Origin of the sequence: Shewanella sp. Pdp11, assembly GCF_002838165.1 — a bacterium.
GTDB classification, from domain to species: Bacteria; Pseudomonadota; Gammaproteobacteria; order Enterobacterales; family Shewanellaceae; genus Shewanella; species Shewanella hafniensis.
Window position 1 is genome coordinate 3,796,386 of record NZ_CP015194.1, and the last position, 25,574, is coordinate 3,821,959.

The 25,574-nt window shown below is 47.0% G+C and carries 20 protein-coding genes; 14 read left to right on the forward strand and 6 right to left on the reverse strand.

Features of this window, described 5'->3' with window-relative positions; all coding sequences use genetic code 11:
* Positions 1-2: 2 nt before the first annotated feature.
* The 4 genes from AYJ58_RS16805 to AYJ58_RS16820 form a co-directional block, all read right to left on the reverse strand.
* Positions 3-2,117 carry a S8 family serine peptidase gene (locus AYJ58_RS16805; RefSeq protein WP_106650992.1) on the reverse strand — a complete coding sequence of 705 codons (2,115 nt, stop codon included), beginning with the start codon at positions 2,115-2,117 and terminating at the stop codon, positions 3-5.
* A 790-nt stretch (positions 2,118-2,907) separates the two neighbouring features.
* Positions 2,908-4,434, reverse strand: coding sequence for an NADP-dependent phosphogluconate dehydrogenase (gene gndA / locus AYJ58_RS16810; RefSeq protein WP_106650993.1), 1,527 nt, complete (start codon positions 4,432-4,434; stop codon positions 2,908-2,910).
* A 207-nt stretch (positions 4,435-4,641) separates the two neighbouring features.
* Entirely contained in the window at positions 4,642-4,956 is a 315-nt protein-coding gene (sugE, locus tag AYJ58_RS16815; protein ID WP_011847232.1) for a quaternary ammonium compound efflux SMR transporter SugE, read from the reverse strand.
* Positions 4,957-5,284: 328 nt separating this feature from the next.
* Positions 5,285-7,243, reverse strand: a complete 1,959-nt coding sequence (locus tag AYJ58_RS16820) for a propionyl-CoA synthetase (RefSeq protein WP_106650994.1) — start codon at positions 7,241-7,243, stop codon at positions 5,285-5,287.
* Between the two features lie 291 nt (positions 7,244-7,534).
* Between AYJ58_RS16820 and AYJ58_RS16825 the strand changes: the two genes are divergently transcribed.
* The 14 genes from AYJ58_RS16825 to AYJ58_RS16890 all read left to right on the forward strand — a co-directional run bounded on the left by AYJ58_RS16825 (position 7,535) and on the right by AYJ58_RS16890 (position 21,119).
* A complete protein-coding gene (locus AYJ58_RS16825; protein ID WP_006085528.1) occupies positions 7,535-7,942 on the forward strand; it encodes a MerR family transcriptional regulator in 408 nt (135 codons plus the stop codon).
* A gap of 140 nt (positions 7,943-8,082) precedes the next feature.
* A complete protein-coding gene (locus AYJ58_RS16830) occupies positions 8,083-9,252 on the forward strand; it encodes an isovaleryl-CoA dehydrogenase (protein ID WP_012089637.1) in 1,170 nt (389 codons plus the stop codon).
* A 116-nt stretch (positions 9,253-9,368) separates the two neighbouring features.
* Positions 9,369-10,976, forward strand: coding sequence for a carboxyl transferase domain-containing protein (locus tag AYJ58_RS16835; protein WP_106650995.1), 1,608 nt, complete (start codon positions 9,369-9,371; stop codon positions 10,974-10,976).
* Positions 10,977-11,019: 43 nt separating this feature from the next.
* Positions 11,020-11,892 (forward strand): enoyl-CoA hydratase-related protein, encoded by an 873-nt coding sequence (locus tag AYJ58_RS16840; RefSeq protein ID WP_106650996.1) that lies wholly within the window; start codon positions 11,020-11,022, stop codon positions 11,890-11,892.
* Positions 11,892-13,934, forward strand: coding sequence for an acetyl/propionyl/methylcrotonyl-CoA carboxylase subunit alpha (locus tag AYJ58_RS16845; protein ID WP_106650997.1), 2,043 nt, complete (start codon positions 11,892-11,894; stop codon positions 13,932-13,934). Before AYJ58_RS16840 ends, AYJ58_RS16845 begins: the two co-directional genes overlap by 1 nt.
* 1 nt (position 13,935) lies before the next feature.
* On the forward strand, positions 13,936-14,859 hold the full coding sequence (locus AYJ58_RS16850) for a hydroxymethylglutaryl-CoA lyase (protein ID WP_106650998.1): 924 nt from the start codon (positions 13,936-13,938) through the stop codon (positions 14,857-14,859).
* Positions 14,860-14,943: 84 nt separating this feature from the next.
* Complete coding sequence (locus tag AYJ58_RS16855) at positions 14,944-15,648, forward strand: CoA transferase subunit A (protein ID WP_063884906.1); 705 nt, start codon at positions 14,944-14,946, stop codon at positions 15,646-15,648.
* A 126-nt stretch (positions 15,649-15,774) separates the two neighbouring features.
* Positions 15,775-16,431 (forward strand): 3-oxoacid CoA-transferase subunit B, encoded by a 657-nt coding sequence (locus tag AYJ58_RS16860; protein WP_012089642.1) that lies wholly within the window; start codon positions 15,775-15,777, stop codon positions 16,429-16,431.
* A gap of 364 nt (positions 16,432-16,795) precedes the next feature.
* Positions 16,796-17,305, forward strand: coding sequence for a hypothetical protein (locus AYJ58_RS22055; RefSeq protein ID WP_232790828.1), 510 nt, complete (start codon positions 16,796-16,798; stop codon positions 17,303-17,305).
* On the forward strand, positions 17,280-17,798 hold the full coding sequence (locus AYJ58_RS22060; RefSeq protein WP_232790829.1) for a hypothetical protein: 519 nt from the start codon (positions 17,280-17,282) through the stop codon (positions 17,796-17,798). The genes AYJ58_RS22055 and AYJ58_RS22060 overlap by 26 nt, the downstream gene beginning before the upstream one ends.
* Positions 17,799-17,934: 136 nt before the next feature.
* Entirely contained in the window at positions 17,935-18,537 is a 603-nt protein-coding gene (locus AYJ58_RS16875; RefSeq protein WP_106651000.1) for a DJ-1/PfpI family protein, read from the forward strand.
* Positions 18,538-18,574: 37 nt separating this feature from the next.
* A complete protein-coding gene (locus AYJ58_RS16880) occupies positions 18,575-18,886 on the forward strand; it encodes a cytoplasmic protein (RefSeq protein ID WP_106651001.1) in 312 nt (103 codons plus the stop codon).
* A 100-nt stretch (positions 18,887-18,986) separates the two neighbouring features.
* Positions 18,987-19,745: a sulfite exporter TauE/SafE family protein gene (locus AYJ58_RS16885; protein WP_106651002.1), complete on the forward strand. Its 759-nt coding sequence runs from the start codon at positions 18,987-18,989 to the stop codon at positions 19,743-19,745.
* Positions 19,746-19,916: 171 nt separating this feature from the next.
* Entirely contained in the window at positions 19,917-21,119 is a 1,203-nt protein-coding gene (locus AYJ58_RS16890; RefSeq protein ID WP_106651003.1) for a PQQ-dependent sugar dehydrogenase, read from the forward strand.
* A gap of 1,615 nt (positions 21,120-22,734) precedes the next feature.
* On the opposite strand, the gene AYJ58_RS16900 is transcribed toward AYJ58_RS16890, so the two are convergent.
* Both AYJ58_RS16900 and AYJ58_RS16905 read right to left on the reverse strand, forming a co-directional pair.
* On the reverse strand, positions 22,735-23,853 hold the full coding sequence (locus AYJ58_RS16900) for an IS91 family transposase (protein WP_106649399.1): 1,119 nt from the start codon (positions 23,851-23,853) through the stop codon (positions 22,735-22,737).
* Complete coding sequence (locus AYJ58_RS16905) at positions 23,832-24,695, reverse strand: tyrosine-type recombinase/integrase (protein ID WP_106651005.1); 864 nt, start codon at positions 24,693-24,695, stop codon at positions 23,832-23,834. Before AYJ58_RS16905 ends, AYJ58_RS16900 begins: the two co-directional genes overlap by 22 nt.
* Positions 24,696-25,574 lie beyond the last annotated feature (879 nt).

A 25,574-nucleotide genomic window follows, 5' to 3' on the forward strand; every position in this document is an offset into this window, starting at 1 on the left:
CCTTAAGATGCAGACTTGGCAGCATGGCCATGGAAACGAATTGACCAACCTTTTAGTTTTCCATCAGCTTCATTAGGAATAGAGATATAACCTTGATCATACTTAATAAATCTATAGTTACCACTATTCACATCAATAAGCTTGATAGTCCATTCTCCCTTAGCTGATTCACCATAGAAAGCATTAGACAGCATAGGCGTTGCATCAAAGCCTGCAATGAGATCTTCAGGATCTGTTTTATCCATAACACCTTGATATACCAAACCATTATAAGGTGTCATTAATACACTTTTCGTTCCTGCTGGAGATATTAGCTCAACAGCAAGATCCGGTAGACGTAAGTGATCTGCCGTTAACTCGATTTGTACAGCTTCAATGATTAAATCATCCGCTACCATCTGAGTATCACTAACACCATTGACGTCCGCATCAGGAATAGGTTTTGCCAATTCTTGGCTCGCTTGCCATTCAGTTACCACGTATTCACCTAAATCCTCAGCATAGGATTTAGCCAATTTTACCGCTTCGCTTACGTTAACTCGGCCAAAACCATAAAAATTATGGAATGAATAACCAGCGGCGTTTTCTTGCCATTCCGGAATAGCAACATATTCTTGAGCGGCATCGCCCTCACCAATAGTAACGGTTTTAGCCGCAATATCAGCATTCACTTTGGTTGAAGTCTTGGCAAGAACATTGCGTACATCACGCCACGTCAAATCTGGGTTTGCACTCATGATCACGGCGACTGCACCTGAAGTATTTGGTGCAGCTGAAGATGTACCGTTCATTGTCGAAGTGTAATCACAATTTGAGTTTAAAGGATGTAACCCACCGTGGAACGGTGTGCTTGGGCGATCTTCTGCAATCGCAGATCCATTTTCACAACCTACACGGTCTGTTGTTACAATCGCTGGATTAACTTCACCATATTCGCCACCTGGAGCAGTGACAAAAATATTAGACCCTACAGATGAATAGCTCGATAACACGCCTTTAGCATTAATTGCACTAACGACTAAATTGTAGACGTTTGCATTATCACTGGACATGTTTGAATTATGGAAAGGTAATCCATGGTTAGCAGGGTTTTCAGCTGTGGCAGAAAAGTAATCTCCTGGAAGCCAGAAGGTACTGAAACGATAGTAGTCATAACCATTACCAGCCGATTTAACGAAAATACTGCCTTTACCATCAAAGCTTTGAGTCGTCACATCGCGGTATACTTCAGATTCATCCTCTTCAAAACCGTGCGGGAAAGGCACGCTGTAACCATAGCTTTGGTTAAAAACACGGGCACTATCGCTGTAGGCACTAGCACCATGTGATTTTGTAAAGTTTTCAAATGTTTGAACATTTGTAACTTTACCTGTCGGATCGGAATCTAAGAAGTTAAAACCAATTAGTTGTGCCTTTGGGGCGACACCACGACCACCAATACCGTTCCAACCTTCTGCTGCGATAATCCCGCCAACTGCAGTACCGTGACCTGATTCACCAGAAAAAGGAGTTGGGTCAACTGAACCCGTGATCAAATTGTAAGATCCTCCCTTAACAGTATTGTTCACTAAATCGGGATGAGAAATTTCCAAGCCATCATCCACAACTGCAACTGTGATACCTTGACCCATAACTTGCTTTGAAATTGCGTCACTGACATTCATGTCTTCGCCAGCAATACCGCGATTCAATGCAAAAGAATTCTGGCCTGTGTTTTTCAAATGCCATTGATAAGCATATAAGGGATCGCCATTTTTGATATGAATTGTTAATGTGCCCTCAGCTTGATACTGACCGTCAGATACTTTAAATCTGACAACATCAGTGCCTTCACTGGCATTGGAAGCATAATTAAATTCACCAGTACTTTTATTAACTAAAGTCAAAGTACCTAGTTTTAAATCAGTTGGATCAACTAAAGAGTAAGTCAAACCGCCTTCGGCATCTGTCGCATCTAATTTGCCAGTGAATAATAGAGACTGCGACACATCAATGGTCATATCAGCAGTTGTTGGTGCTGTGTTGATCTTAGCGACTGGCTCTGGAGCCTTTTTGTCACTTCCACAACCTGCCAATAAGGCGGCCGTGATGCTTAATGCAACAATGGACATACGCATAGATAGACATTCCTTCTTGTCATTACATCTTATAATTTAATATTGGATAGCTAGAATTCACTCGCCTTTTATCCGCATTAAATACTGTTATTTTAGTTATTATTTAACCACCAAATAACCAATATTAGCATTTAATGGTGATACACCTTTTAACAGATTAGAAATTGAAATGAAAACAAAAATAAACAGAGCTGTAGATTGAATGTAAATTCCCTAGTTGTATTTACAGTAGCAATAAACTTAAGAAACGGAGTTGCACACCTTATCAATAAAATTACTGCACTTTAAAATCATATGCTTACGAGATAAAATTGAATGCTGGAATTAATGGAATCACTTTTTTAGTGCATTTGAAATTTAAAAATAAATTGTTACACTTTTAAAAATTCAACAGCATTAACAACATAACATACTCATTAGTGGTTAAATAAATATGCTAAGCCTTGTATAGAAAGCATGCTGCGTCTAAAATATTTAGCAACAATATTATGTATAAAACAATTCTTAAGGTGGATTGAAACTCAATATTGCATATGATTATCTGCAAGCCGAATATACAGAAAATTAATGACGACAGACATGTTCTTACTGACTCTTAATTTAATTAAGTATATAACCCTAGGCATAAGATTAATCGCGAAAAAATAATAGACCACTACGGTAAAATAATAAGCTGTTATCTTTGGCGTTAATGAGTTAACTGTCAGTTCCAATCAATGTAGAACAGGCATAAAAAAACCCTCAATATTGAGGGTCTTTATAAAATACTATATACCAGTTTTCACGAACATTAGACCTTAGCTAAGGTGCGCTCTTTAGCGCTCCAATCTAAGTGATATTTCTCGCCAGCTGGCGTATCGATCCGCTCAAAGGTATGAGAGCCGAAAAAGTCACGCTGACCTTGGAGCAAGTTCGCTGGTAATGTTTCGCAGCGATAACTGTCGTAATATGCCAGTGCTGAGCTAATACACGGCGCTGGAATACCTTGCATTACCGCAGTCGCTACCGCAGTGCGCCATAGGCCTTGCTTTTCAGATAAGGCTGACGCAAAACTGTCGGCCATCAACAGATTGCTAAGCTCGGCATTGTCTTCATAGGCTTGAGTGATTGATTGCAAGAAAGTCGCGCGAATAATACAACCCGCACGCCAAATTTTTGCAATTTCAGCAAAGTCTAACTGCCATTTTTGTTCATGGGCCGTCATCGCCATCAACTGGAAGCCTTGCGCGTAACAACACACTTTCGCGCAATATAACGCGCTTTCTAGAGCCTCAATCAACTGCGCTTTTTGCGCACCATCGATAGCAGGTGCATTTGGCCCAGCCAATTTCTGGCTAAGTTGTAAACGTAAGGATTTTTGGGTACTTACGGCGCGAGCATATACAGCTTCAGCAATCGTCGGTGCCGGACAACCAATTTGTAAACTGCTTACGGCCGTCCACAAACCCGTGCCTTTTTGGCCCGCTTTATCTAAGATCATTTCCACCAACGGTTTACCCGTTAATGGATCGGCCTGTTTTAAGACTTCGGCACTGATCCCCATCAAATAGCTGTTTAAGCTGCCTTGATTCCAGCGTTCAAACACATCGCCGACTTCTGCAGCGCTCATGCCTAAACCGTCATGCAACATTTGATAGGCTTCGCAAATCAACTGCATGTCAGCGTATTCAATACCGTTGTGCACCATCTTCACATAATGGCCAGAACCCGCAGGACCAATATATGTCGTGCATGGCTCGCCTTCTGTCACGGGATTACCCGGCTCAAATCGCTCTATAGGTAAACCTGTACTCGCATCAACCTTAGCGGCAATGGCTTTCCAAATAGGTGCAACGTGATGCCATGCATCGATATCACCGCTTGGCATAAGTGATGGACCGAAACGCGCACCAACTTCACCGCCCGAAACCGCAGAGCTGAAAAATACAAACTGCCCTTTGTAGCGCGCTTCACGCTCAACAGTGTCAGTCCATAGGCTGTTACCAGTATCGATAACGATATCATCGGACTCAATTCCGGCAGAAATCAAAGCACTACAGACACCATCGACGGGTGCACCCGCGGGAACAGAAAGCACAAGAATGCGGGGTTTTGTGAGACTGGCTAACATTTCGGTAAGATTAGCACAGCCAAGAATGCGAGGTTCGAGTCCAGCGCGTTCCTGTTTTTCTTGCTGTATAACACCATTAACTTTAACAGGATCGAGGTCAAATGCGCTGACGTGATATTGGTTATCCGCGATGTTTAGCGCGAGGTTTTTACCCATAACGCCAAGGCCAATTACGCCGATATCATTAAGATTGCTGTGGTTTTGCATTATATAATTCCCACGGGTCACAGAGGTTAGAACTAACCAATTTTGAGGGGTAATTATACCGATCTTTGTAACTTAATTACCAGAGAGAAAAGGCGATGCATACGATTGGCAATCTCGATTACAGTGAGATTGCCAATCCCGTATTGCGAAACGGGTTAGTTAGAACTTAGCCCAAGTGATACTTGTATTGGCACGTATATCGACAACTTAGTTTGCGAGTTTAAGCCCTAAAACCCCCAGTAATATCAGTATCAAACTGGCGATTTTCAGTAAGCTAACTCCTTCTCCTAACAGGATAATTCCAGCAATAGCGGTACCCATAGCGCCAATACCGACCCACACACCGTAAGCAGTACCTATAGGCAGTTGCTTAACTGCGAGTCCGAGTAGCAACACACTCACGGCCATCGACGCCACTGTAAAGATACTTGGCCACAAACGCGTAAAACCTTCGGTATATTTAAGCCCTATGGCCCAACCAATTTCGAATAAACCCGCAAGGACTAATAAGAACCAACTCATAGTGAACTCCCATAAAGGGGTCGTCCCCATGTTAGATTAGGCGTATTTAGGGTCGTCCCTAAGCCATTTGATTACCGTAAAAACTGTAGGTGATATAGCTGTACATGATAACAGTACGTAATAGCTGCTCATGATGAGCCTGCAAGACTAGCAAATTTAAGGTAGAAACTTCAATCTCTGATCCTACCTAAGTAATCTGATCCTAACTGAATAAAAATACCGTAAACAAAAAGGCGATAGCAAGCTTGGTCAGTTTCTATCGCCTTGATATTTCAACTCTCGATAAGACCTTTACACTCTTTCTACAAAAGCCTTTACGCTCTATTTATTACACTAAGGCATCGGCATAACCCATGCGAGTGAGCGCGGTACGCACTAACTCTAAGGTCTGTGGATCTTCTATGGTCGCAGGTGCAGTATATTGCTGATTATCGGCAATTTTTCGCATAGTACCACGTAAAATCTTACCAGAGCGCGTTTTGGGCAATTTTTGAATCGCACTCACTAACCTAAAGGAGGCGACGGGACCAATCTCTTGACGAACTAAGGTAATAAGCTGTTTATGCAGCTCTTCATCACTGATCGTCACGCCCTTTTTCAGTACCACTAATCCTAAAGGCACCTGACCTTTAAGCTGATCATCCACACCAATCACAGCCGCTTCGGCCACATCAGGATGTTGACACAAGACTTCTTCAAAACGTCCGGTCGATAACCTGTGCCCCGCCACATTTATGATGTCATCAATACGACTCATAATGTAGAGATAACCGTCTTCATCGGTATAACCCGCATCGCCAGTTAAGTAATAACCTGGATACATAGACAAGTAACTGTCTTGATAGCGTTGATCATTTTGCCACAGTGTCGTCAAGGTTCCCGGCGGCAAAGGCAGCTTGATCACCACATTCCCCGAAGTATTGGGCGCAACTTGTTCTCCCAATTCATCCACCACTTCAACCGCATAACCAGGCACAGGTAAAGCGGGCGAGCCTGGCTTAATGGCGACGGGCGCAGTGCCCATCAAATTTGCCGCGACTGGCCAACCCGTTTCAGTTTGCCACCAGTGATCAATGACAGGTTTAGCGAGTTTAGTGTGTGCCCAAACTAAAGTGTCGGGATCGCAACGTTCCCCCGCCAAAAATACATTTTTAAGACAAGCTAAATCAACAGCTTGTAGATACTCACCATCAGGATCTTCACGCTTGATTGCGCGAATGGCCGTCGGCGCGGTGAAGAAGCTTTTAACCTTGTATTTGGCAATCGTGCGCCAAAAAGCACCGGGATCGGGCGTACCGACAGGTTTGCCTTCATACATTAAGGTTGTAGCGCCCACCAGCAGCGGTCCGTACACAATGTATGAGTGACCCACAACCCAGCCCACATCAGACGCGGCCCAAAACACATCGCCCGCTTGAATATCGTAAATATGTTGCATCGACCAAGCCAGAGCCACAGCATGGCCGCCATTATCGCGCACCACACCTTTAGGCTGACCCGTGGTGCCAGAGGTATAAAGCACATACAAGGGATCTGTGGCCTTAAGAGAAACACAATCGGCCTTAGGTGCAGTCGCTAACGCGGCTTGCCAATCTAAGTCACGGCCCTCAAATAAATCGGCCTGATACTGGCTACGATTCAAAATTAGGCAGTGATCAACCTGATGTACTGACTGAGCTAACGCTTTATCTAACAGAGGCTTGTAAGGGATCACGCCCGAAGGCTCAATGCCGCAAGATGCCGACAAGACCAATTTAGGCTTAGCATCATTGATCCGAGTCGCGAGCTCATTGGCAGCAAAGCCACCAAAAACCACCGAATGAATCGCACCTATGCGGGCACAGGCCAGCATAGCGAAGGCGGTTTCAGGCACCATAGGCATATAAATCACCACACGGTCGCCCTTCCCTATACCAATAGATTGCATAAAGCCCGCGAGTCGGCTCACTTGAGCCTGTAACTCCCCATAGCTAATGCCGTATTCAGTATCAGTAACAGGGCTCACATATTGGATAGCCACTTGATCACCACGTCCAGCCAGCACATGGCGATCAACGGCGTTATAACAAGTGTTCATCTCACCATCGGCGAACCAATGATAAAACGGCGCCTGCGATTCATCGAGTACCGTTTGCGTCGGCTTAATCCAATCGAGCGTTTTCGCCGCTTCTCCCCAGAATTCGGCTTTATTAAGCAAGGATGCTTGGTGCAACGCTTGATGTTTTTGTTGGTTCTGTTTTTGATTTGTGGCTTGCGCTACAGATGCATTTTGCTGTTCGGTCAACATATGTCCTCCAATCAGGACTGCGACTCACATCGTCAGCCGCAATAACTACCCCTTCCTGCTTCTATTATTAGCAAGGAGGTCTAAAGCCCACTATTAGACGTTAGCCTATAACCAGAAGATATTTGTGGTTTTATGTGAGAACACTAATTTAAAGCATACGTTTTAATCTCGCTGCACAGGCTTATGGCAATTGGGATTGACACTTTTTTGCCAACAGAATAAAAGCCAAAATCTTTACCTTTACGTAAACTTCATATATCTTGCTTAAAACTGATTATTTAGGGTGCATGAATGAGCGCAACGAACACACCACAAACGACTTACTCGATCAGTGATCTCTCAAAAGAGTTTGATATCACTACTCGTAGTATTCGTTTTTACGAAGACCAAGGTTTGCTTAAACCTAAACGCCGCGGCCAAACCCGTATTTATAGCCTCAAAGACAGGGTACGTCTCAAGCTCATTCTTCGCGGTAAACGCTTGGGCTTTTCTTTAGCAGAAACCCGTCGCCTGTTCGAATTATACGATGCAGACAAGAGCAGCACCGCACAGCTCAATACCATGCTGGCGCTAGTGGAAGAAAAGAAATCCGCTCTACAACAGCAAATGGACGACATCAAAGTCGTGTTGATGGAACTCAATTCCGCCGAGCAGCAATGCCGCTTAGCCTTAGAAGATAACAAAACGGCAAAAGCCTAAATCCCCGTTGACACAAAATCAAATCAATTTGATGGCGATAACGACTACGGATTTAAGTACAAGATTTAAAAGACTCAAGCACCTAAAAATCATAAAAACTATAACAATCTGAAATTAGAACATCTGAAAGGACACAAGCAATGAACTCTCTCTACACAAGTCTGAATTTTGGCCTAGGCGAAGACGTCGATATGCTGCGCGATGCAGTGCAGGATTTTGCCGCGAATGAAATCGCCCCAATTGCTGCGAAAGTGGATCACGACAATGCCTTTCCCAATGAACTTTGGCCTGTGCTTGGAGGAATGGGACTGCTCGGAGTAACGGTACCCGAAGAGTTCGGCGGCGCAAACATGGGCTACCTAGCCCACGTCGTCGCAATGGAAGAAATCTCCCGTGCATCCGCTTCTATCGGCCTAAGTTATGGCGCCCACTCAAACCTGTGTGTCAATCAAATCAACCGTAACGGTAATGCCGCGCAAAAAGCCAAGTACCTGCCAAAACTGGTGAGCGGTGAGCATATTGGCGCGCTGGCCATGAGTGAGCCAAACGCAGGCTCAGACGTAGTGTCGATGAAACTGCACGCCCGCAAAGAAGGCGACCGGTTCATCTTAAACGGCAACAAGATGTGGATCACTAACGGTCCCGATGCGCACACCTATGTGATTTATGCGAAAACCGACTTAACCAAAGGCGCACACGGTATTACCGCCTTTATCGTTGAGCGCGACTCGAAAGGTTTTAGCCAAGCGCAAAAGCTCGACAAACTCGGCATGCGTGGCTCTAACACCTGCGAATTAGTGTTTGAAGATGTAGAAGTACCAGAAGAAAACATTTTAGGCGGCCTCAATAACGGCGTTAAAGTGCTGATGAGCGGCTTAGATTACGAGCGCGTCGTACTATCTGGCGGCCCGCTGGGGATCATGAATGCCTGTATGGATATCGTTGTACCTTACATCCACGAGCGTGAGCAATTTGGTAAATCGATTGGTGAATTCCAACTGGTACAAGGCAAGTTAGCCGACATGTATACCGGCATGAATGCCGCCAAATCCTACGTGTATGCAGTGGCAAAATCCTGCGATCGCGGTGAAACCACCCGTAAAGATGCGGCGGGCGCCATTCTTTATAGCGCAGAACTCGCCACCAAAATGGCACTGGATGCAATCCAACTGCTTGGCGGTAACGGCTATGTCAACGAATACGCCACAGGCCGTTTACTGCGTGATGCCAAGCTGTATGAAATCGGCGCTGGTACCTCAGAAATTCGCCGCATGCTGATTGGCCGCGAACTGTTCAATGAGTCGAAATAACGCGAGTTCAAATAATATCTCACAAGTGAATGGGTAGCGCTGCACTGTAACTTACAGTTTGCGCCACCTATTCGAGCAAGGTGATACCGAGTTTCCGCTTTATAAGGACAATCAAAGTGACGCAATTAAGCAGTCGTATCAACGCCCGTAGCGATGAATTTAAAGCAAAATCCGACGATATGGCCGCCCTAGTGGCCGATCTTAAAACTAAACTCAATAAAATCGAACTCGGCGGCGGCCCTGTGGCGCTAGAGCGCCATTTATCCCGCGGTAAATTGCTGCCACGTCAACGGGTTGAAAAGCTGCTCGATGCGGGCTCGCCCTTTTTAGAACTGTCGCAATTTGCCGCGTTTGAAGTCTACGACGAAGAAGTGCCCGCAGCGGGCATTATCGCCGGTATCGGCCGTGTGAGTGGCGTGGAGTGCATGATCATCGCCAACGACGCTACAGTTAAAGGCGGCACTTATTACCCGATTACCGTCAAAAAACACCTTCGCGCCCAAGATATTGCCAGCCGTTGTCACTTACCTTGTATCTATTTAGTCGACTCGGGCGGCGCTAACCTGCCCCGCCAGGATGAAGTTTTCCCTGATCGCGATCATTTCGGCCGCATCTTTTACAACCAAGCGCAAATGTCTGCTAAGGGTATCCCCCAAATTGCTGTGGTGATGGGCTTATGTACCGCAGGCGGCGCCTATGTGCCAGCCATGGCGGATGAATCGATTATCGTAAAAGAGCAAGGCACGATTTTCTTGGCAGGTCCGCCACTAGTGAAAGCGGCCACAGGTGAAGAAGTTAGCGCCGAAGAACTGGGCGGCGCCGACGTGCACACTAAAATCTCTGGTGTTGCCGATCATTTAGCCCAAAACGATGAGCACGCGTTAGAGCTTGCGCGCCGCGCCGTATCACGCCTTAATCATCAAAAACAAATAAAAAGTCTACTGAGCCCTGTCAAACCGCCAAAGTTCGATATCAGCGAACTGTACGGCATTGTCGGCACCGATCTTAAAAAGCCCTTTGATGTCAAAGAAGTGATCGCACGTATCGTCGATGATTCTGATTTTGATGAGTTTAAAGCCAACTATGGCGCCACCTTAGTGTGCGGTTTTGCCCGTATCCACGGCTACCCAGTCGGCATTGTCGCCAACAACGGCATTCTGTTCTCAGAGTCGGCGCAAAAAGGCGCGCACTTTATCGAACTGTGCTGCCAGCGCAAAATTCCGCTGCTGTTCCTGCAAAACATCACCGGCTTTATGGTGGGTAAAAAGTACGAACACGAAGGTATCGCTAAACATGGCGCTAAGATGGTAACCGCGGTTTCTTGTGCCAATGTGCCTAAATTCACTGTGATTATCGGCGGCAGCTACGGCGCAGGTAACTACGGCATGTGTGGCCGCGCGTTCGAGCCGACCATGATGTGGATGTGGCCTAACGCCCGTATTTCTGTGATGGGCGGCGAGCAAGCGGCTGGCGTGCTCGCCACAGTGCGCCGCGACGGTTTAGCCCGTAAAGGCGAAGATTGGTCAGTTGAGGATGAAAAAGCCTTTAAAGCGCCGATTGTCGCCCAGTACGATAAAGAAGGTCATCCATATCATGCCAGCGCCCGTTTATGGGATGACGGCATTATTGACCCGGCGCAAACCCGTGATGTGGTCGGCCTTGCCCTATCGGCGGCATTAAATGCCCCTATCGAAGACACGCGTTTTGGTGTGTTCCGTATGTAAACCATACGTATACACAGCAAATCAATAAGATAGGGAAACAGTTATGACAAATTTACCAATAACGCCACAGGAATTAAGCAACTTGCAGCACGTGAGTTACACGCTCAATAACGGCGTTGCCGAGCTTATTCTTGACCGAGCGGAAGTACACAACGCCTTCGATGAAGTGATGATTAGCGAGATGATTAGCGTCCTTGGCTATTTTGCTGAGCATAAGGATTGCCAACTGCTGGTGCTTAAAGCGAACGGCAAAAACTTCAGCGCTGGCGCCGATCTCAATTGGATGCGCAAGCAAGCCCAAATGGACTTTGAGCAAAATCTAAATGATGCCAAAGCCTTAGCAAAACTGATGCAGGATTTAGATAACTTTCCTAAGCCCACCATTGCATTAGTGCAAGGCGCAGCCTTTGGCGGCGCACTGGGGCTGATTTGCGCCAGCGATATCGCTATCGCCACAACACGCGCCAGTTTTTGTTTGAGCGAAGTGAAACTCGGATTAATTCCTGCGGTAATCAGCCCTTACATTGCCCGCGCTATGGGTAACCGCGCATCGCGCCGCTACATGCTGACCGCCGAGCGTTTTAGTGCAGAAGCCGCATTAAAGCTTAATGTCGTCCATGAGGTAAGCGATGACTTAGACGCCGCCGTAAAGCCGATGATTGACGCGTTGCTAGCCAATAGCCCGCAAGGCATGGCATGGGTAAAAACACTGCTATCGCATCTTGAAGATGGCGTGATAGACCAAAACACCATTGATTACACTAGCGAGCGTATCGCCCGCATTCGGGTATCAACCGAGGGCCAAGAGGGCTTAAATGCCTTTTTTGAGAAACGTCAGCCAAACTGGCAACAAACGCACTCCGCCGCCTCTCCTACGCCAATACAAAAGCCAAGTGATACCCAAGGAGCTCTTTGATGTTAACCAAGCACATGTTTACCAAGCTATTGATTGCTAACCGCGGTGAAATCGCCTGTCGCATCATCAAAACCGCCCATGCCATGGGCGTTCGCACCGTTGCCTTATATTCCGATGCCGATAAAGAAGCGCGCCATGTCGCCATGGCCGACGAATCCTTCTATTTAGGCGGCAGTGCGCCGGCAGACTCCTATTTAAAGGGCGATTTGATTATCGATATCGCCAAAAAAGCCGGCGCACAAGCTATTCACCCAGGTTATGGTTTCTTGTCTGAAAACGCCGACTTTGCCCGTAAATGTGAAGCCGCAGGCATCGCCTTTGTTGGCCCAGGCAGTGATGCTATCGATGCCATGGGCAGCAAAAGCGCCGCTAAATCGATTATGACGGCGGCAAACGTGCCCTTAGTGCCGGGTTATCACGGCGATGACCAAAGCGATGCGACCTTAAAAGCGGAGGCACTGAAAATTGGCTTCCCTATGCTGATTAAAGCGGCCTATGGCGGCGGCGGTAAAGGCATGCGGATCGTTGAGAATGAAGGCGAAATCATGGAAGCCGTTAACTCGGCGCGCCGTGAAGCGGCTTCTTCTTTTGGTAACGATAAGTTATTGATGGAGCGTTATTTACGCCAGCCGCGCCACGTCGAAGTGCAAGTGTTTGCCGACACCTTTGGCAACGCGATTTATTTATCGGATCGCGATTGTTCGATTCAACGTCGCCACCAAAAAGTGGTCGAAGAGGCGCCAGCGCCAGGGTTAAGCGATGCACTGCGCGCCCAAATGGGTGATGCGGCCGTCGCGGCAGCCAAAGCCATCGATTATGTTGGCGCGGGCACAGTGGAGTTTCTGCTCGACACAGACAATAGCTTCTATTTTATGGAGATGAACACCCGTCTGCAGGTTGAGCATCCCGTGACTGAGATGGTCACAGGCCAAGATTTAGTCAAATGGCAATTGCTGGTCGCCAGCGGTCAGCCACTGCCGCTAAAGCAAGATGAAGTGCGTATTCACGGCCATTCCTTTGAAGTGCGAATTTATGCCGAAGATCCACAGAATGAGTTTTTACCCGCCAGTGGTAAGCTCAACTTTTTGCGTGAACCCGAGCAAAGTAAGTTTGTCCGTATCGATTCGGGTATTCGCGAAAACGATGTGATCAGTAACTTCTACGATCCTATGATTGCCAAACTGATTGTCTGGGATGAATCACGTCCGCGCGCCCTGCAACGTTTAGTGCATGCGTTAGAGTCGTATCAAATCAGCGGTCTTAAGCACAACATTGAGTTTTTGGCGAACATTGCCGAGCACCCAGCGTTTGCCAATGCTGACTTTAGCACTGACTTTATTGGCCGTTATGGCGACACCTTAATTGGCACAGCTTCAAGCGAAGCTGACACTGCGCTTGCCTTTGCCGCGCTATATCAAGTACTTGCCCGTAAAGAAGCCGCCAAAGCGCAAGCTGTCAACAGCGCCGATCCTTACTCGCCTTGGGGTCAAGTGAGCGGCTTTAGACTCAACAGCTGCAGCCAACACAATATTGCCCTGCTTGATGATACCCATGAATTGCAGCAGTTAGTGATGCTCGATTTAGGCGGCATGTATCAGCTACCGCTGCACGGACAAGATTGGTTGCTAAATGGCGAGCTGAAACAAGATTTACTGCTCGCAGAAATCAACGGCCATAAGAGTAAAGTGCCCGTTAGTGCCCAAGGTGATGACTTTACGCTGTTTTTATCCTCTGGCAGTTACCACTTTAAAGCAGTGCAAACACTCGTGGTCGAAGAACAAGCCAGCAATGCTGACAAGTTAAAAGCGCCCATGAACGGCACGGTAGTGACCCATTTAGTCGATGTCGGCACACAAGTGAAAGCGGGCCAAGGTTTGCTCGTGATGGAAGCCATGAAGATGGAATACACAATCGAAGCGCCCTTCGATGGTATCGTCACTGAGTTCTACTTTAAGGCTGGCGAGCTAGTGACCGATGGCGCAACCTTGCTTAACGTTGAGCCGTTAGAGACAGACGAGCCAACCGCGATCAAGGAAGCCTAAGATGTCTTTAGTCAATCTAAGCCAAGCTGCGGACGCCAAAGATAAAGTCAGCATCTTCGAGATGGGCGCGCGTGACGGCCTACAAAACGAAGTCGCAGTGCCGACTGCAGCTAAAATCGCCTTGATTGAATCGCTGGCAGGTGCGGGGCTTAAGCGTATCGAAGCAGGCAGTTTTGTATCACCTAAATGGGTGCCACAAATGGCCGATTCTGCCGATGTGCTCAAGCAAATACAGCGTCAAAGCGACGTGGTGTATAGCGCGCTCACACCCAACGTCAAAGGCTTTGAACTGGCACTGGATGCAAAAGCGAGCGAGGTGGCAATATTTGGCGCCGCTTCGCAAAGCTTTAGTCAGCGCAATATCAACTGCTCGATAGAAGAGTCAATTGAACGCTTTATCCCTTTGATGGAATTAGCAAAAGCGCACAATATCCCAGTGCGCGGCTATGTATCTTGCGTGCTCGGCTGCCCCTACGAAGGTGAGATAGCGGTCAGTGAAGTGGCCCGTGTGTCTGAAATCCTTTACAAAATGGGCTGTTACGAAATATCGCTCGGCGACACCATAGGTGTAGGCACGCCGCAAAAAGCCCGTAGAATGCTGCAAACCGTGGCTGAACATGTGCCTATGGACAAACTGGCGCTACACTTTCACGACACCTATGGCCAAGCACTCGCTAATATTTTGGCCTGCTTAGACTTAGGTGTGCGGGTGTTCGACTCCTCAGTTGCAGGTCTTGGTGGCTGCCCCTATGCCAAAGGCGCATCGGGCAATCTCGCCACCGAAGACTTAGTGTATATGCTGCACGGCATGGGATTCGAAACGGGTATCGATTTACAAAAACTCGCGTTAGCAGGACAAGCCATCAGCACACAGTTGAATCGCAACAACGGCTCGAAAGTGGCCACGGCCCTGTTAGCAAAATAGAACAACAATTAACGACACCAACAACCGTTATTAAAAACGCGCGTTATTTCCCGCGCGTTTTATAAAGCATAAAAGGACATCACAATGGCAGGACTCAATAAAGTCGTCAGCAGCTATGAAGAAGCGTTAAACGGCTTATCAAACGACATGACCATTATGGTCGGCGGCTTTGGCCTGTGCGGCATCCCCGAAGGCTTAATCAATCAAATGGTTAAGATGGGCGTTAACGGCTTAACGGCGATATCAAACAACGCTGGCGTTGACGATTTCGGCCTTGGCTTACTGTTAAAACATCGCCAAATCGCCACTATGATCGCCTCTTACGTGGGCGAAAACGCCACCTTTGAACAGCAAATGCTCTCTGGCGAACTGAACGTGATTTTAACGCCCCAAGGCACGCTGGCGGAAAAAATCCGCGCAGGTGGCGCAGGTATTCCGGCATTTTTCACTGCAACGGGCTACGGCACGCCGGTGGCTGATGGCAAGGAAACCCGCGAAATCAAAGGTCGCCATTACGTGTTAGAAGAGTCGCTGACCGCAGATTTTGCCTTAGTGCGCGCATGGAAAGCCGATACCATGGGTAATTTGGTATTCCGCAAAACCGCCGCCAACTTTAATCCTATGATGGCGACCGCGGGCAAAATCACTGTGGTTGAAGCCGAGTTTATTGTTGAGCCGGGCGAGCTAGATCCAGATCATATCCACACGCCGGGCATCTATGTTGACCGAGTTATTCAAGGCAAGTTCGAGAAACGTATCGAGCAGCGCACGGTAAAAGCCGCGAAATAAAAGGCGCTGGCAAAACCTTGAAACACAGTTAACGCAATTGGCACTTAGCTCCCTAAAGTAAAAACTAAGGGTAAAACCTAAGAGTAAAGACCAAAGCGTCAAAGCCAAATAGAAAGGATAGATATCATGGCATTATCAAGAGAACAACTGGCTCAGCGCGTCGCCAAAGAATTAAAAGATGGCTACTACGTTAACCTCGGCATTGGCATTCCAACACTGGTGGCCAACTACATTCCTAGCGGCATGGAAGTGATGCTGCAATCGGAAAACGGCCTACTCGGCATGGGTGAATTCCCCACCGAAGACGCCATAGATCCCGATTTAATCAACGCGGGCAAACAAACCGTTACCGCAGTCAAAGGCGCTTCATTTTTTTCATCGGCGGAAAGCTTTGCCATGATCCGTGGCGGCCATGTGGACTTAACCGTGCTCGGCGCCTTTGAAGTCGATGTGAACGGCTCTATCGCCTCATGGATGATCCCCGGCAAACTCATCAAAGGCATGGGCGGCGCGATGGATTTAGTCGCCGGCGCTGAAAACATTATCGTGACTATGATGCACGCCGATAAATACGGCAATTCTAAACTGTTACCCGTGTGCGAATTGCCCCTCACAGGTTACGGCTGTATCAAACGCGTCGTCACAGATTTAGCCTTTATCGAAATCAAAGATGGCGCATTCCATCTACTAGAGCGCGCCCCAGGTGTCAGCGTAGAAGAAATCGTCAGCAAAACTGCTGGCAAATTAATCGTACCTGAGCATGTACCAGAAATGGTGTTTTAAACCTAAGTATTAATGACGTCTTAGCTCCTAGCGTTCGATGCATTAACTTATTTGATTCAAGTAAGCCCAGAATATAAATCTGGGCTTTTTATTACTTTGCTTAACCCATTGAACTTGACGTGTGCAACAGCACTAATGCTCTGGCGACACGCCGTAAACCCATCCTTGGGGGCTCAACGAAAAAGTCCCTTTTTTCGATGGTCGCCAACGCATCAGCGCTGTTTGCTGCAATGTTCTGCGTATTCAACCCTGCTTTACAAATCGTGTGCATGAGTGACTTGTATAGCCGTTTTACCTCACAGTTAGCCACCCTGTATGCAGTTGCGGTAAACTTGCCACAGCCTAAATAGTAAGGATGCTCAAGTTGTTAACTAAATTTCTCAATAAACGCAGTCGCAGTCGTAAGCATATGCGCGATTATGCCAAAAACGTCTTTGAATATGACCATTATTTACTGACGAATTATATTGACACTGGGCTGACAGATGGTTTCGAGAGAGTGAAACAATATCGTGAGTTTGGTGTACCCGAGTGTCATTGGGGCAATGTAGCCCAACTTACCTATATTGAATCGGGCTTGCTGGAGCCTAAGCCGCTTATGTGCTCGCTTGCTTACGGCTATTTTCATACCGCGATAGACTACTATCAATACTACACTGCGGTTGAGAAAACGGGTGAAGTAGCTAATGCCGGATGGATGACAACCAGTGTTTTTCGGCTTGTACTTATGCTGTTTTCTGAGCTGAAGACTGAGACTGACGAACTGTATCAAGCCTTGGCGACCGCCTGGCGCGCTGGCTGGATAATTCGTTCCCACGGGTTTATCGGTGATTTTTTGGTGTTGTTATATGGGCGATATTTGGGCGTTATTTAGGCGTTATTTAGGCGTTATTGAGCCACCTTTTGCCACGGAAGTGCAAGTGACACTGCGAAAAACGGCTCCTTTCCCCTATGCGCCATTTTTAGATAACTGGGACACACAGGATATCGAATTCATCAGCACTATGCTGCAAACCCTGTGTGATCATCAGGTAGAACAAGCAGTTATTGGGGATAAAAAGTGCTTTTTTGAGTTCAATGGTGGGCCGCACACATATTTACCATTGACAGCGTTAATGCTGCTGAAACTGCGATCCCTTAGGGGTTTGCCTAACCCACAATTCAGTCATCCAGCCTTTGGCGAGATCACAGCTTTGTTTGAACAAGTATCCACATCATTTAGTGATTATGTTGCAACGTTAGGGATACAGCGGATTGAAGATGCTGCTGATGAGGTGTTAACCAACACATTAACCAGAATGCAAAGCCAAAATTTTGATGCCCATGCTATTTTCGCCAAGCGACTGCCATCGTTTAGTGCTGGTTAAGATTTTGATTAACCAAATTTTCATAAAAAATGGATAACCAATAAAATCATGATTCTATTCATATTGAGGACCCAAGGCTTAAGGTTGAGCGTATTCAAGCCTTAAGTCATCCACAATACAAGCCAGAGGAAAGCTTATGTATCAGATTGCGATTGTGATATTTGATGAATTTACCGATATCGATTTCTTCTTAATGCGCGATATTCTCGGCAGGACAAAAACCGATTGGACAGTAAAAGTACTCGGGACCAAACCTAGCCATAGATCAAGTTTGGGGATGACCGTTGCAACCGATGGTCATGTGGCCGAAGTCGCTGATGCCGACGTGGTATTATTCAGCAGTGGTTACAAAGGCGTACCTGCCGCGCTTGCTGATACTGAGTTTATGTCCGCCCTTAAATTAGATCCCACACGGCAATTGCTTGGCAGTATCTGCGCGGGGTCATTCTTCTTTGCCAAATTAGGCTTACTCGACAATATCTCAGCAACGACGCATCCCGATGCCAAACCCGCATTAGTGGCCATGGGCGTGGATGTAGAAGACTGCGCTCTGGTTATCAATGGCAATATTGCCACTGCAGGTGGCTGCCTGTCCTCACTCTACTTAACAGGCTGGGTTGCGGAGCGCTTATTCGACAGTGCGAAACGCCGCGAAATTCATCGGCAGCTTATTCCTGCTGGCCAAGCTGATATTTATGAGACGCTGATCCAATCATCGATAGCAGCTGCAATTCGCTAGTGAGTAGTTTAGTTCGCAGCTAAAAGCAAGGGACACCATGATTACACTTAAAAATCTTCTCGAGGCAATAAAAGCCGAGCATCAAATCATAACCCAGAATGAACTTGCGGCTTTGCTGTCACAAAATGAATTACTCATTCAGCAAATCCAAACTGCCGATGCGCAGCATTGGGTGCATTTTGCCAAGAATACCTTCGATGGTTGGTACTGTATTCGAACACCTATGCTCAGTACCTTTGAAGTTTATTATCAAGAATGTGGGCAAAATTGCTGGGGAGAAGATGTTTTTACCGAGCAAAGTGAAGCCATAGCTGCAGTTATTTTTATGTCTGGTATTTGGGATATCTAAATCATCCTGTTAGGGTGGACTAGTTTGATTGACTCACGAGAACAGACTCCTCAGATGAACTCACTGTTTAACTATCTCATTGCCCAAAGGAGCAGTATCTATGGACTGGCTTATTATTGCACTCGCTGGCTTTTTAGGTGGAATGCTCAATGCGGTTGCCGGTGGTGGCAGTTTTATTACCCTTTTGGCGTTAGTGTTTGTCGGGGTTCCACCGATTGCGGCGAATGCCACGGGGACAGCCGCGCTGCTGCCCGGGTATATCGCCAGTGCTTGGCGTTTTAGAAAAGATATCGAATATCCGGCGAGTCTTAGCCTTAAGCATCTGATCTTGATTGCCCTTATTGGCGGCAGTATTGGCGCAGGTATTTTGCTGACCACCAGCGAGCAAGTCTTCGCAAAACTGATCCCTTGGCTAATTTTACTGGCCACCGCGGCCTTTATCATTGGCCCTAGGTTGCTCAAACGAAGAATCGCTGAGCAAGGCGAAAACACCTCAACGCCAATGTTAAGTCCGATGACAGCACTGATAATGCTGTCGGCCGTGTGTATCTATGGCGGTTATTTTAATGGTGGCTTAGGCATCATACTGCTCGCGAGCTTTGGGCTGATGGGCCAAACCAATCTACATGGAATGAACGGTCTTAAAAATCTGATTTCAGCCCTGCTCACCGCCATCGCCGTTGTGGTTTATGCCGTGGGCAATGTGATTGATGGGCAATATCTGTTGCTGCTTGCTGTGATGGCGATTATTGGTGGCTATGTGGGTGCGGCGCTGGCCTACCGTATTTCACAGCCCTTGCTGCGTGGTTTTATTGTGATCGTCGGTTTAGCGATGGCTTTAGGCTTTTTCATGCGCTGAGCTGTTTATGCGTGAAACAAGGTTTAATACATTAGCCAACGCGCAGTTCTTGGACGCAAGGGGACAAGACAGATAAGTTTCGCTACAAGGTCACATCGAGAAATTGCCCTTAGGTTATTGGCTTGTTACTCTGTTTCATCATTTAGGAAAGCACTGTGACTAAGGATAGCAATGAAACGGATCACCTTTAAACTATGCAGCTTGAAGCTAAAGACCTTGAAGCTCAGCACCTTAAGTCTTGCCCTGTGTCTTGTTGCAAGCTCACCGGCTATTTACGCGCAAAATACTAGCGCAGCGACCATTAGCATCAAAACGGAAACGGGTAATATTCAGGTAAAAACCATAGCCCAAGGGTTAGAAAATGTCTGGGGTATGGCATTTTTACCCGACGGCAGCATGCTGGTGACTGAACGCGCCGGCAGAATGCGCATTGTCAGCGCCGCAGGCAAAGTGGGCCAACCCTTAACGGGTTTGCCACCGCTATATGCCAAGGGCCAAGGTGGTTTACTCGATGTGGTGCTTGCACCAGATTTTGCCAGCAGCAAAAAAATCTATTTCAGTTATTCAGAGCCCGCTGAAGGTGATGCAAGTGAACTCAATAGCACTGCGGTGAGCTTTGCTACTCTCAATGGTAACAAGCTTAAAAATCTCAGCCGCGTTTTTAGTCAGCACCCCAAAATCAACAGCGGCCACCATTTTGGATCACGTCTGGTGTGGGCGCCTGACGGCACTTTATTTATCACACTTGGCGATCGTTACAGCAAAAAAGATAGCGCGCAAACCTTAGACAATCATTTAGGCAAAGTCGTGCGGATTAATGCCGATGGCTCAGTGCCCAAGGATAACCCCTTCATCAATACGGCGGGCGCTTTACCCGAGATCTGGTCTATCGGTCATCGCAATATGCAAGGCGCGGCCATTAATCCCATCAGCAAAGTATTGTGGACTGGCGAGCATGGACCCCAGGGCGGCGATGAACTCAATATTGATGAGGCGGGCAAAAACTATGGCTGGCCTGTGATTACCTATGGTGAGAATTACGGTGGCGGCAAAATCGGCGAAGGCACCCACAAGGCTGGAATGGAGCAACCCGCCTACAAATGGGTTCCCTCAATTGCCACGGCAGGCTTTATGTTTTACACGGGCGACAAATTTCCACAGTGGCGAAATAATATTTTACTCGCCAGCCTAAAGGAAAAAACGCTAGTACGTTTAGTACTTGATGGCGACAAGATTATTAAAGAAGAACGGCTGCTAAAAAATGAATTAGGACAAAGATTACGCTCAGTCGTGCAAGGGCCTGATGGGCTGATTTATCTTGTGACCGATGAAGCGAAATCAAAAATTTACCAAATCTCACCACAGCAATCTTAAGCACTCGCTTTAACCACAGCCTTTTGACCAGTGAAACAAGCTCAATGGTGGGAGAGGAATAAAGTTCGATACTGAATCGTCACATGTGCTTGATTCTACAGCATCAGATTGAATACGTGGAAAAATAAAGCATCATACTCATCTACGCTTAGGTGCATAAATCGAGCAGCAATTGAGTATTAAAGTTTCATACTCAAGATAACTCATTTTTGGACAAAAACGAGCTAGGGTTTTAGCTCGAATTAGTGAATTTCGAATTAAAATTTCTATGGGCTAACGCTTAACATATGGGGATTTTAGGAGCGCTTTTTCAGCGAGTAAAATTCCCACCATGATGTTTTTTATATGCGTGCAATTTACTACCTTTGTCATTTTAATTTAGTACTAATTGATTTTGCATTTAAGTCTAAATAAATAATAAGTAGATCCCAAGAAAGTCGCTAGAAATGCTAACCCGAGCCAGAAGGATAGCAAATAATAAAAAACTGTTGAGCCTCCATTATGAAGTGTAAAAATGCCGCAATCATAACCACATGTTTCCATCCGATAATATGACCACAGAAATAATACAAAACAAAAAATAAAGGCAGATATTGCCAACTTTCTAAGTTTTATAACGTTCATTTAAAGTTACTAAATCCCTTTAAGCATATAACGTTTGACATGAGCGGTGGCCGACCAGCGTAGCCGGTTGGACATCCGATCGATGGAATGGTTAGGTCTCTTTGCCACTTATCTGAAAGTCCAATTGAGCACGCCAGTTCCACCGTTCTTAACCCTGCCCGCGAAAGTCTCCGCACAGGAGGATGACGGGGATTCAAAAGACACTTCCTGCCCAGCACCGTCTGTAATCTTCATTCCGCAGGCGAGGGCTCCGTCCGCAACCGCGAACTGAACACCGTATGACTCACCGGCGCGGGGGAGAAACGAAGCCGTGAAGCTGCACTGGCGGTTCTGCGCCATTCGAGACTCTCCGTACAAGACCGCAAAGGTCAGCGGGGAGGCGGCCACAACCTTGATTGGGCCAATCTTCTCGACGGCACCCGTGAACTGCTTCGACTCAATCAGTGACCCTAGAGGCGACGGCGTGCAGTTCATGTCTTGGTATGCGAACACTCTGTACCCCTGCATAGTCGTCCCCTTGGACTCCGATCGAAGGTCCAGCGTCATAGTTGCAGATGGCGAATTCGTGGGAAGGCTGTATGTGGAAGCACACCCAACAAGCCACAGCAGGCCAGCGATTGCAATAACGGACTTCAAATCAACTCCTCATCTAGAGACCTAACGTCTTAGTATTTATGCGCTGCGCTGTTTGCAGGGCATAAATCGCTTGTTGGACTTGGCCGCTGCCACATCCGTGTAAATGGGTATGAATAATGCTATAGGAATTTGCTTTTTTGCGGTAGCGGTTTTTTATACAGCTTGATGGGTAATCACTTGATATCGTTTTAGCTTTCTCATTCTTTTACGCTCACTTTCGACTGATTGTTGACCTTGGTTGACAGCATTTTGGCCCCAGACTCAGGCTGACACTCACACCCTATCCCCTCATCGGCTTAATCCCATAAGGCTGGCTGCTTTTCGCTGTCGGTTACGCTACGTCTTGGGGGAGGGGTTATCCTGACAGACGTACTGGCTGACTTTGGTTGTTAATCATCACCAATCCCTGCGGTCTTATCAGCCCAATAAACTGCAAATGACCTAACTGGCATTGCGGACATGACCACCAACAGTCCTCCTTAATCAAAGGACTCGCCAATACCACCTGCGGCTTACGTAGTTGCCGCTGGATAAGCGCGAGCTTTTTGCGGCGGCAAGCATTGGCAAGAAAACCAAAATGCCTCACTCGCATCAGCCCTTTGGGCAACACATGCAATAAGTAACGGCGAATAAACTCATCACAGCTTAGCCGCATTTGCTTATGCTGCTGACCGTCACGATAGTCCTTGTAGTAAAAACTGACATGCTCTGCGGTGACGTCGGCAATTCTTGATTCATGCAGCATGCCTTTACGGGTATAACGCCCGAGGTATTCCACCACGGTTTCGGCGCAGCTCAGACACGCTTTGCTGTAAACACACCACGGTTTTGCCATTAAGGTGTCAGCCGCAGGGATAGCCAGCTCATGTTGTCGAAGCACCCGTAATAACTTGGCCCGATACACGGTGGACAAGGCTTTCACCGGAAACAGATAATCCGTTTTCACGCTATGCCAATCTCCCGCTGACGTCAGCACCCCACCCGGGATTAAGCAATGCAAGTGAATATGCTGACTCAAGGTTTGCCCCCACGTGTGCAGCACCATAGTGCAACCCAATTGACCCTGAAGGTGTTTTCGCTTCATACCAAACTGCGCAAGCGTCTGCCACACAGACTCAAACAGGGCGCTGTATAACGGCTTGGCAGCGTAGTGCGCCAAGATGTTCAACTCGTGGGGTAAGGTAAAGACCAAATGGAAATAGCGACAAGGCAAGACTTGCGCCTGCTGCGTAGCAATCCACGCTTGCGTCTGCCTTCCCTGACAACGAGGGCAATGCCGGTCACCACAGGAGCAAAACACCTGCTGCTCATACTGGCAAGTATCACAACGCCAGTGCTGTATGCCTAAGGTTTGCGTGCGACACTGCTGAATATGCTGGCAGACTAAGGCTTGCTGTTCGGTCAGTTTATGCTGCTGTTGGTAGTGGGCTAAGTGCTGATGAAGGATATCGCTTAAATGGTAGAAGGTTGCCATGGCATCCCCCCAAGACTTGCTAGCAAGTCACAGCCTTGATGACCTAATTCCGGCGACCAATGCAAGTAGCGCTCGGTAGACTTTATACTGTGATGACCAAGTTGGGCCTGTAATTGATGAAGTGGCATACCCGCTTGTAATTGATGGGTTGCATAAGCATGCCTTAGGCTGTGTGGACTGCATGGCTTAGTGATACTCGCTAAGCGGGCCGCCTTCGCTAACGCTTTACGAAAGGTCGACTCATGCAGCGGATAAACCACATCATGATAGGTCGAGGCAAACAACCATTCGACGGGATGATACGCTTGCCAATACTGACGCAACAGGGTGAGTAAAGTCGGTGAGAGTATCACCCATCGGTCGCAGGCCCCCTTGCCTTGACACACTTTGAGCAACTGCCGCTGCCCATCGATATCAGCAACCTTAATATGGGTTAACTCACTTACACGCAAACCACAACCATAACACAGCGCCACCATGGCGCGTTGTTTCAGGTTTTGACAGTGGTACAGCAGTGCCGCGATATCTTGGCAACTAAGCAATTGCGGCAGCTTGTGTGGACGTTTCGGTAAACTCAACTGAACCGTAAAATCGCGCCCTAGGACATGTTCATAGAAAAAATGAATGCCATTAAGCTGTAACTTTAAGGTGGCTCTGGAATGATGTCGCTCAAGATTTAAGTAACGGAAATAAGCCGTAAGCTGCTCATCCGTAATGTTATCGAGCGGTTGGTATGCATAGTGCTGCAGTTGGGTGATGGCACGCAGATAAGCACTGCGTGTACGGGCCGAGTAACCACGTAAACTAATCTCATCATGGAATTGTTGCAGAAGTGATGACATGGTAGACCTCCTAGGTGAGGGATTATCCCTAGGAGTAAGTGTGGAACAGTGGTTCGCTTTGGGCTCCGCGCAGCGGCTTAGTTCAACATTTTATTAGTGCGCATGCGCGTTTACCTCATTAGACCAGTAAAAACGCGCATCATTAACTGCTTGTATTGCAAAGAACTTATCAGTTTTTTATCTAATACACCATCCGGAAAAACGCGCATGCGCGTTTTCCAAACCTATTAACTAATTTAGGGAAAGTTTATGCGGATGATTTTTAAGGGTTTTATAAATTTTAGGCTGGATAAACGCGTAAACTAGTGAGTTTAAAAACACTCAAAAGCATCTAAATTTAAATACGACTGTATACCCATATATTGTTAGTCGCTTTACGGTAGGGCCAAACATTGGGTAAATAGATGAGATTTTGTAGGGCAATTCATTCGTCAGTTTTCAATTCACTAAATGAATGCTAGCCAGCTTTGGGGCAATAGCTTTTTAGCTGAACGAACAGCAGAAGTGTTAGTTAAGATTGGCATTGTTGCACCAGTGACCTTCTAAAACATGGATGTTTTAGTAGAGCCCTCAGGGACGAGTTTATGGCGAGTCACTGGGGAAACAATGACAATTAATGCTGCGTAACTCAGTTGTTTTGCTTTGGGGCATTTTCGAGTCAGTGAATGCCGTTAATCGGCCCAAATCACTGCTATTTAGGCGGACAATTTAATTATTCATAATAAATCTTTATCGTTTGGTATGAGACGTTATAACTCTCCTACACGAATCGGTAGAGAATTTAAGCCTTAAAACGACAAAGAGTGTTCATCAGGAACACTCTTTGTTATTAGCGAGCTTTGCTAACTTGCAGTTGTTAGCGCGGCACTAACCAGCTGA

Bases quoted from the DNA above. Each gene is read 5' to 3' on its own strand.
- AYJ58_RS16805 (WP_106650992.1), bottom strand. From the start codon at position 2,117: ATGCGTATGTCCATTGTTGCATTAAGCATCACGGCCGCCTTATTGGCA.
- gndA (WP_106650993.1), bottom strand. From the start codon at position 4,434: ATGCAAAACCACAGCAATCTTAATGATATCGGCGTAATTGGCCTTGGC.
- sugE (WP_011847232.1), bottom strand. From the start codon at position 4,956: ATGAGTTGGTTCTTATTAGTCCTTGCGGGTTTATTCGAAATTGGTTGG.
- AYJ58_RS16820 (WP_106650994.1), bottom strand. From the start codon at position 7,243: ATGTTGACCGAACAGCAAAATGCATCTGTAGCGCAAGCCACAAATCAA.
- AYJ58_RS16825 (WP_006085528.1), top strand. From the start codon at position 7,535: ATGAGCGCAACGAACACACCACAAACGACTTACTCGATCAGTGATCTC.
- AYJ58_RS16830 (WP_012089637.1), top strand. From the start codon at position 8,083: ATGAACTCTCTCTACACAAGTCTGAATTTTGGCCTAGGCGAAGACGTC.
- AYJ58_RS16840 (WP_106650996.1), top strand. From the start codon at position 11,020: ATGACAAATTTACCAATAACGCCACAGGAATTAAGCAACTTGCAGCAC.
- AYJ58_RS16845 (WP_106650997.1), top strand. From the start codon at position 11,892: ATGTTAACCAAGCACATGTTTACCAAGCTATTGATTGCTAACCGCGGT.
- AYJ58_RS16850 (WP_106650998.1), top strand. From the start codon at position 13,936: ATGTCTTTAGTCAATCTAAGCCAAGCTGCGGACGCCAAAGATAAAGTC.
- AYJ58_RS16855 (WP_063884906.1), top strand. From the start codon at position 14,944: ATGGCAGGACTCAATAAAGTCGTCAGCAGCTATGAAGAAGCGTTAAAC.
- AYJ58_RS16860 (WP_012089642.1), top strand. From the start codon at position 15,775: ATGGCATTATCAAGAGAACAACTGGCTCAGCGCGTCGCCAAAGAATTA.
- AYJ58_RS22060 (WP_232790829.1), top strand. From the start codon at position 17,280: ATGGGCGATATTTGGGCGTTATTTAGGCGTTATTTAGGCGTTATTGAG.
- AYJ58_RS16875 (WP_106651000.1), top strand. From the start codon at position 17,935: ATGTATCAGATTGCGATTGTGATATTTGATGAATTTACCGATATCGAT.
- AYJ58_RS16880 (WP_106651001.1), top strand. From the start codon at position 18,575: ATGATTACACTTAAAAATCTTCTCGAGGCAATAAAAGCCGAGCATCAA.
- AYJ58_RS16885 (WP_106651002.1), top strand. From the start codon at position 18,987: ATGGACTGGCTTATTATTGCACTCGCTGGCTTTTTAGGTGGAATGCTC.
- AYJ58_RS16890 (WP_106651003.1), top strand. From the start codon at position 19,917: ATGAAACGGATCACCTTTAAACTATGCAGCTTGAAGCTAAAGACCTTG.
- AYJ58_RS16900 (WP_106649399.1), bottom strand. From the start codon at position 23,853: ATGGCAACCTTCTACCATTTAAGCGATATCCTTCATCAGCACTTAGCC.
- AYJ58_RS16905 (WP_106651005.1), bottom strand. From the start codon at position 24,695: ATGTCATCACTTCTGCAACAATTCCATGATGAGATTAGTTTACGTGGT.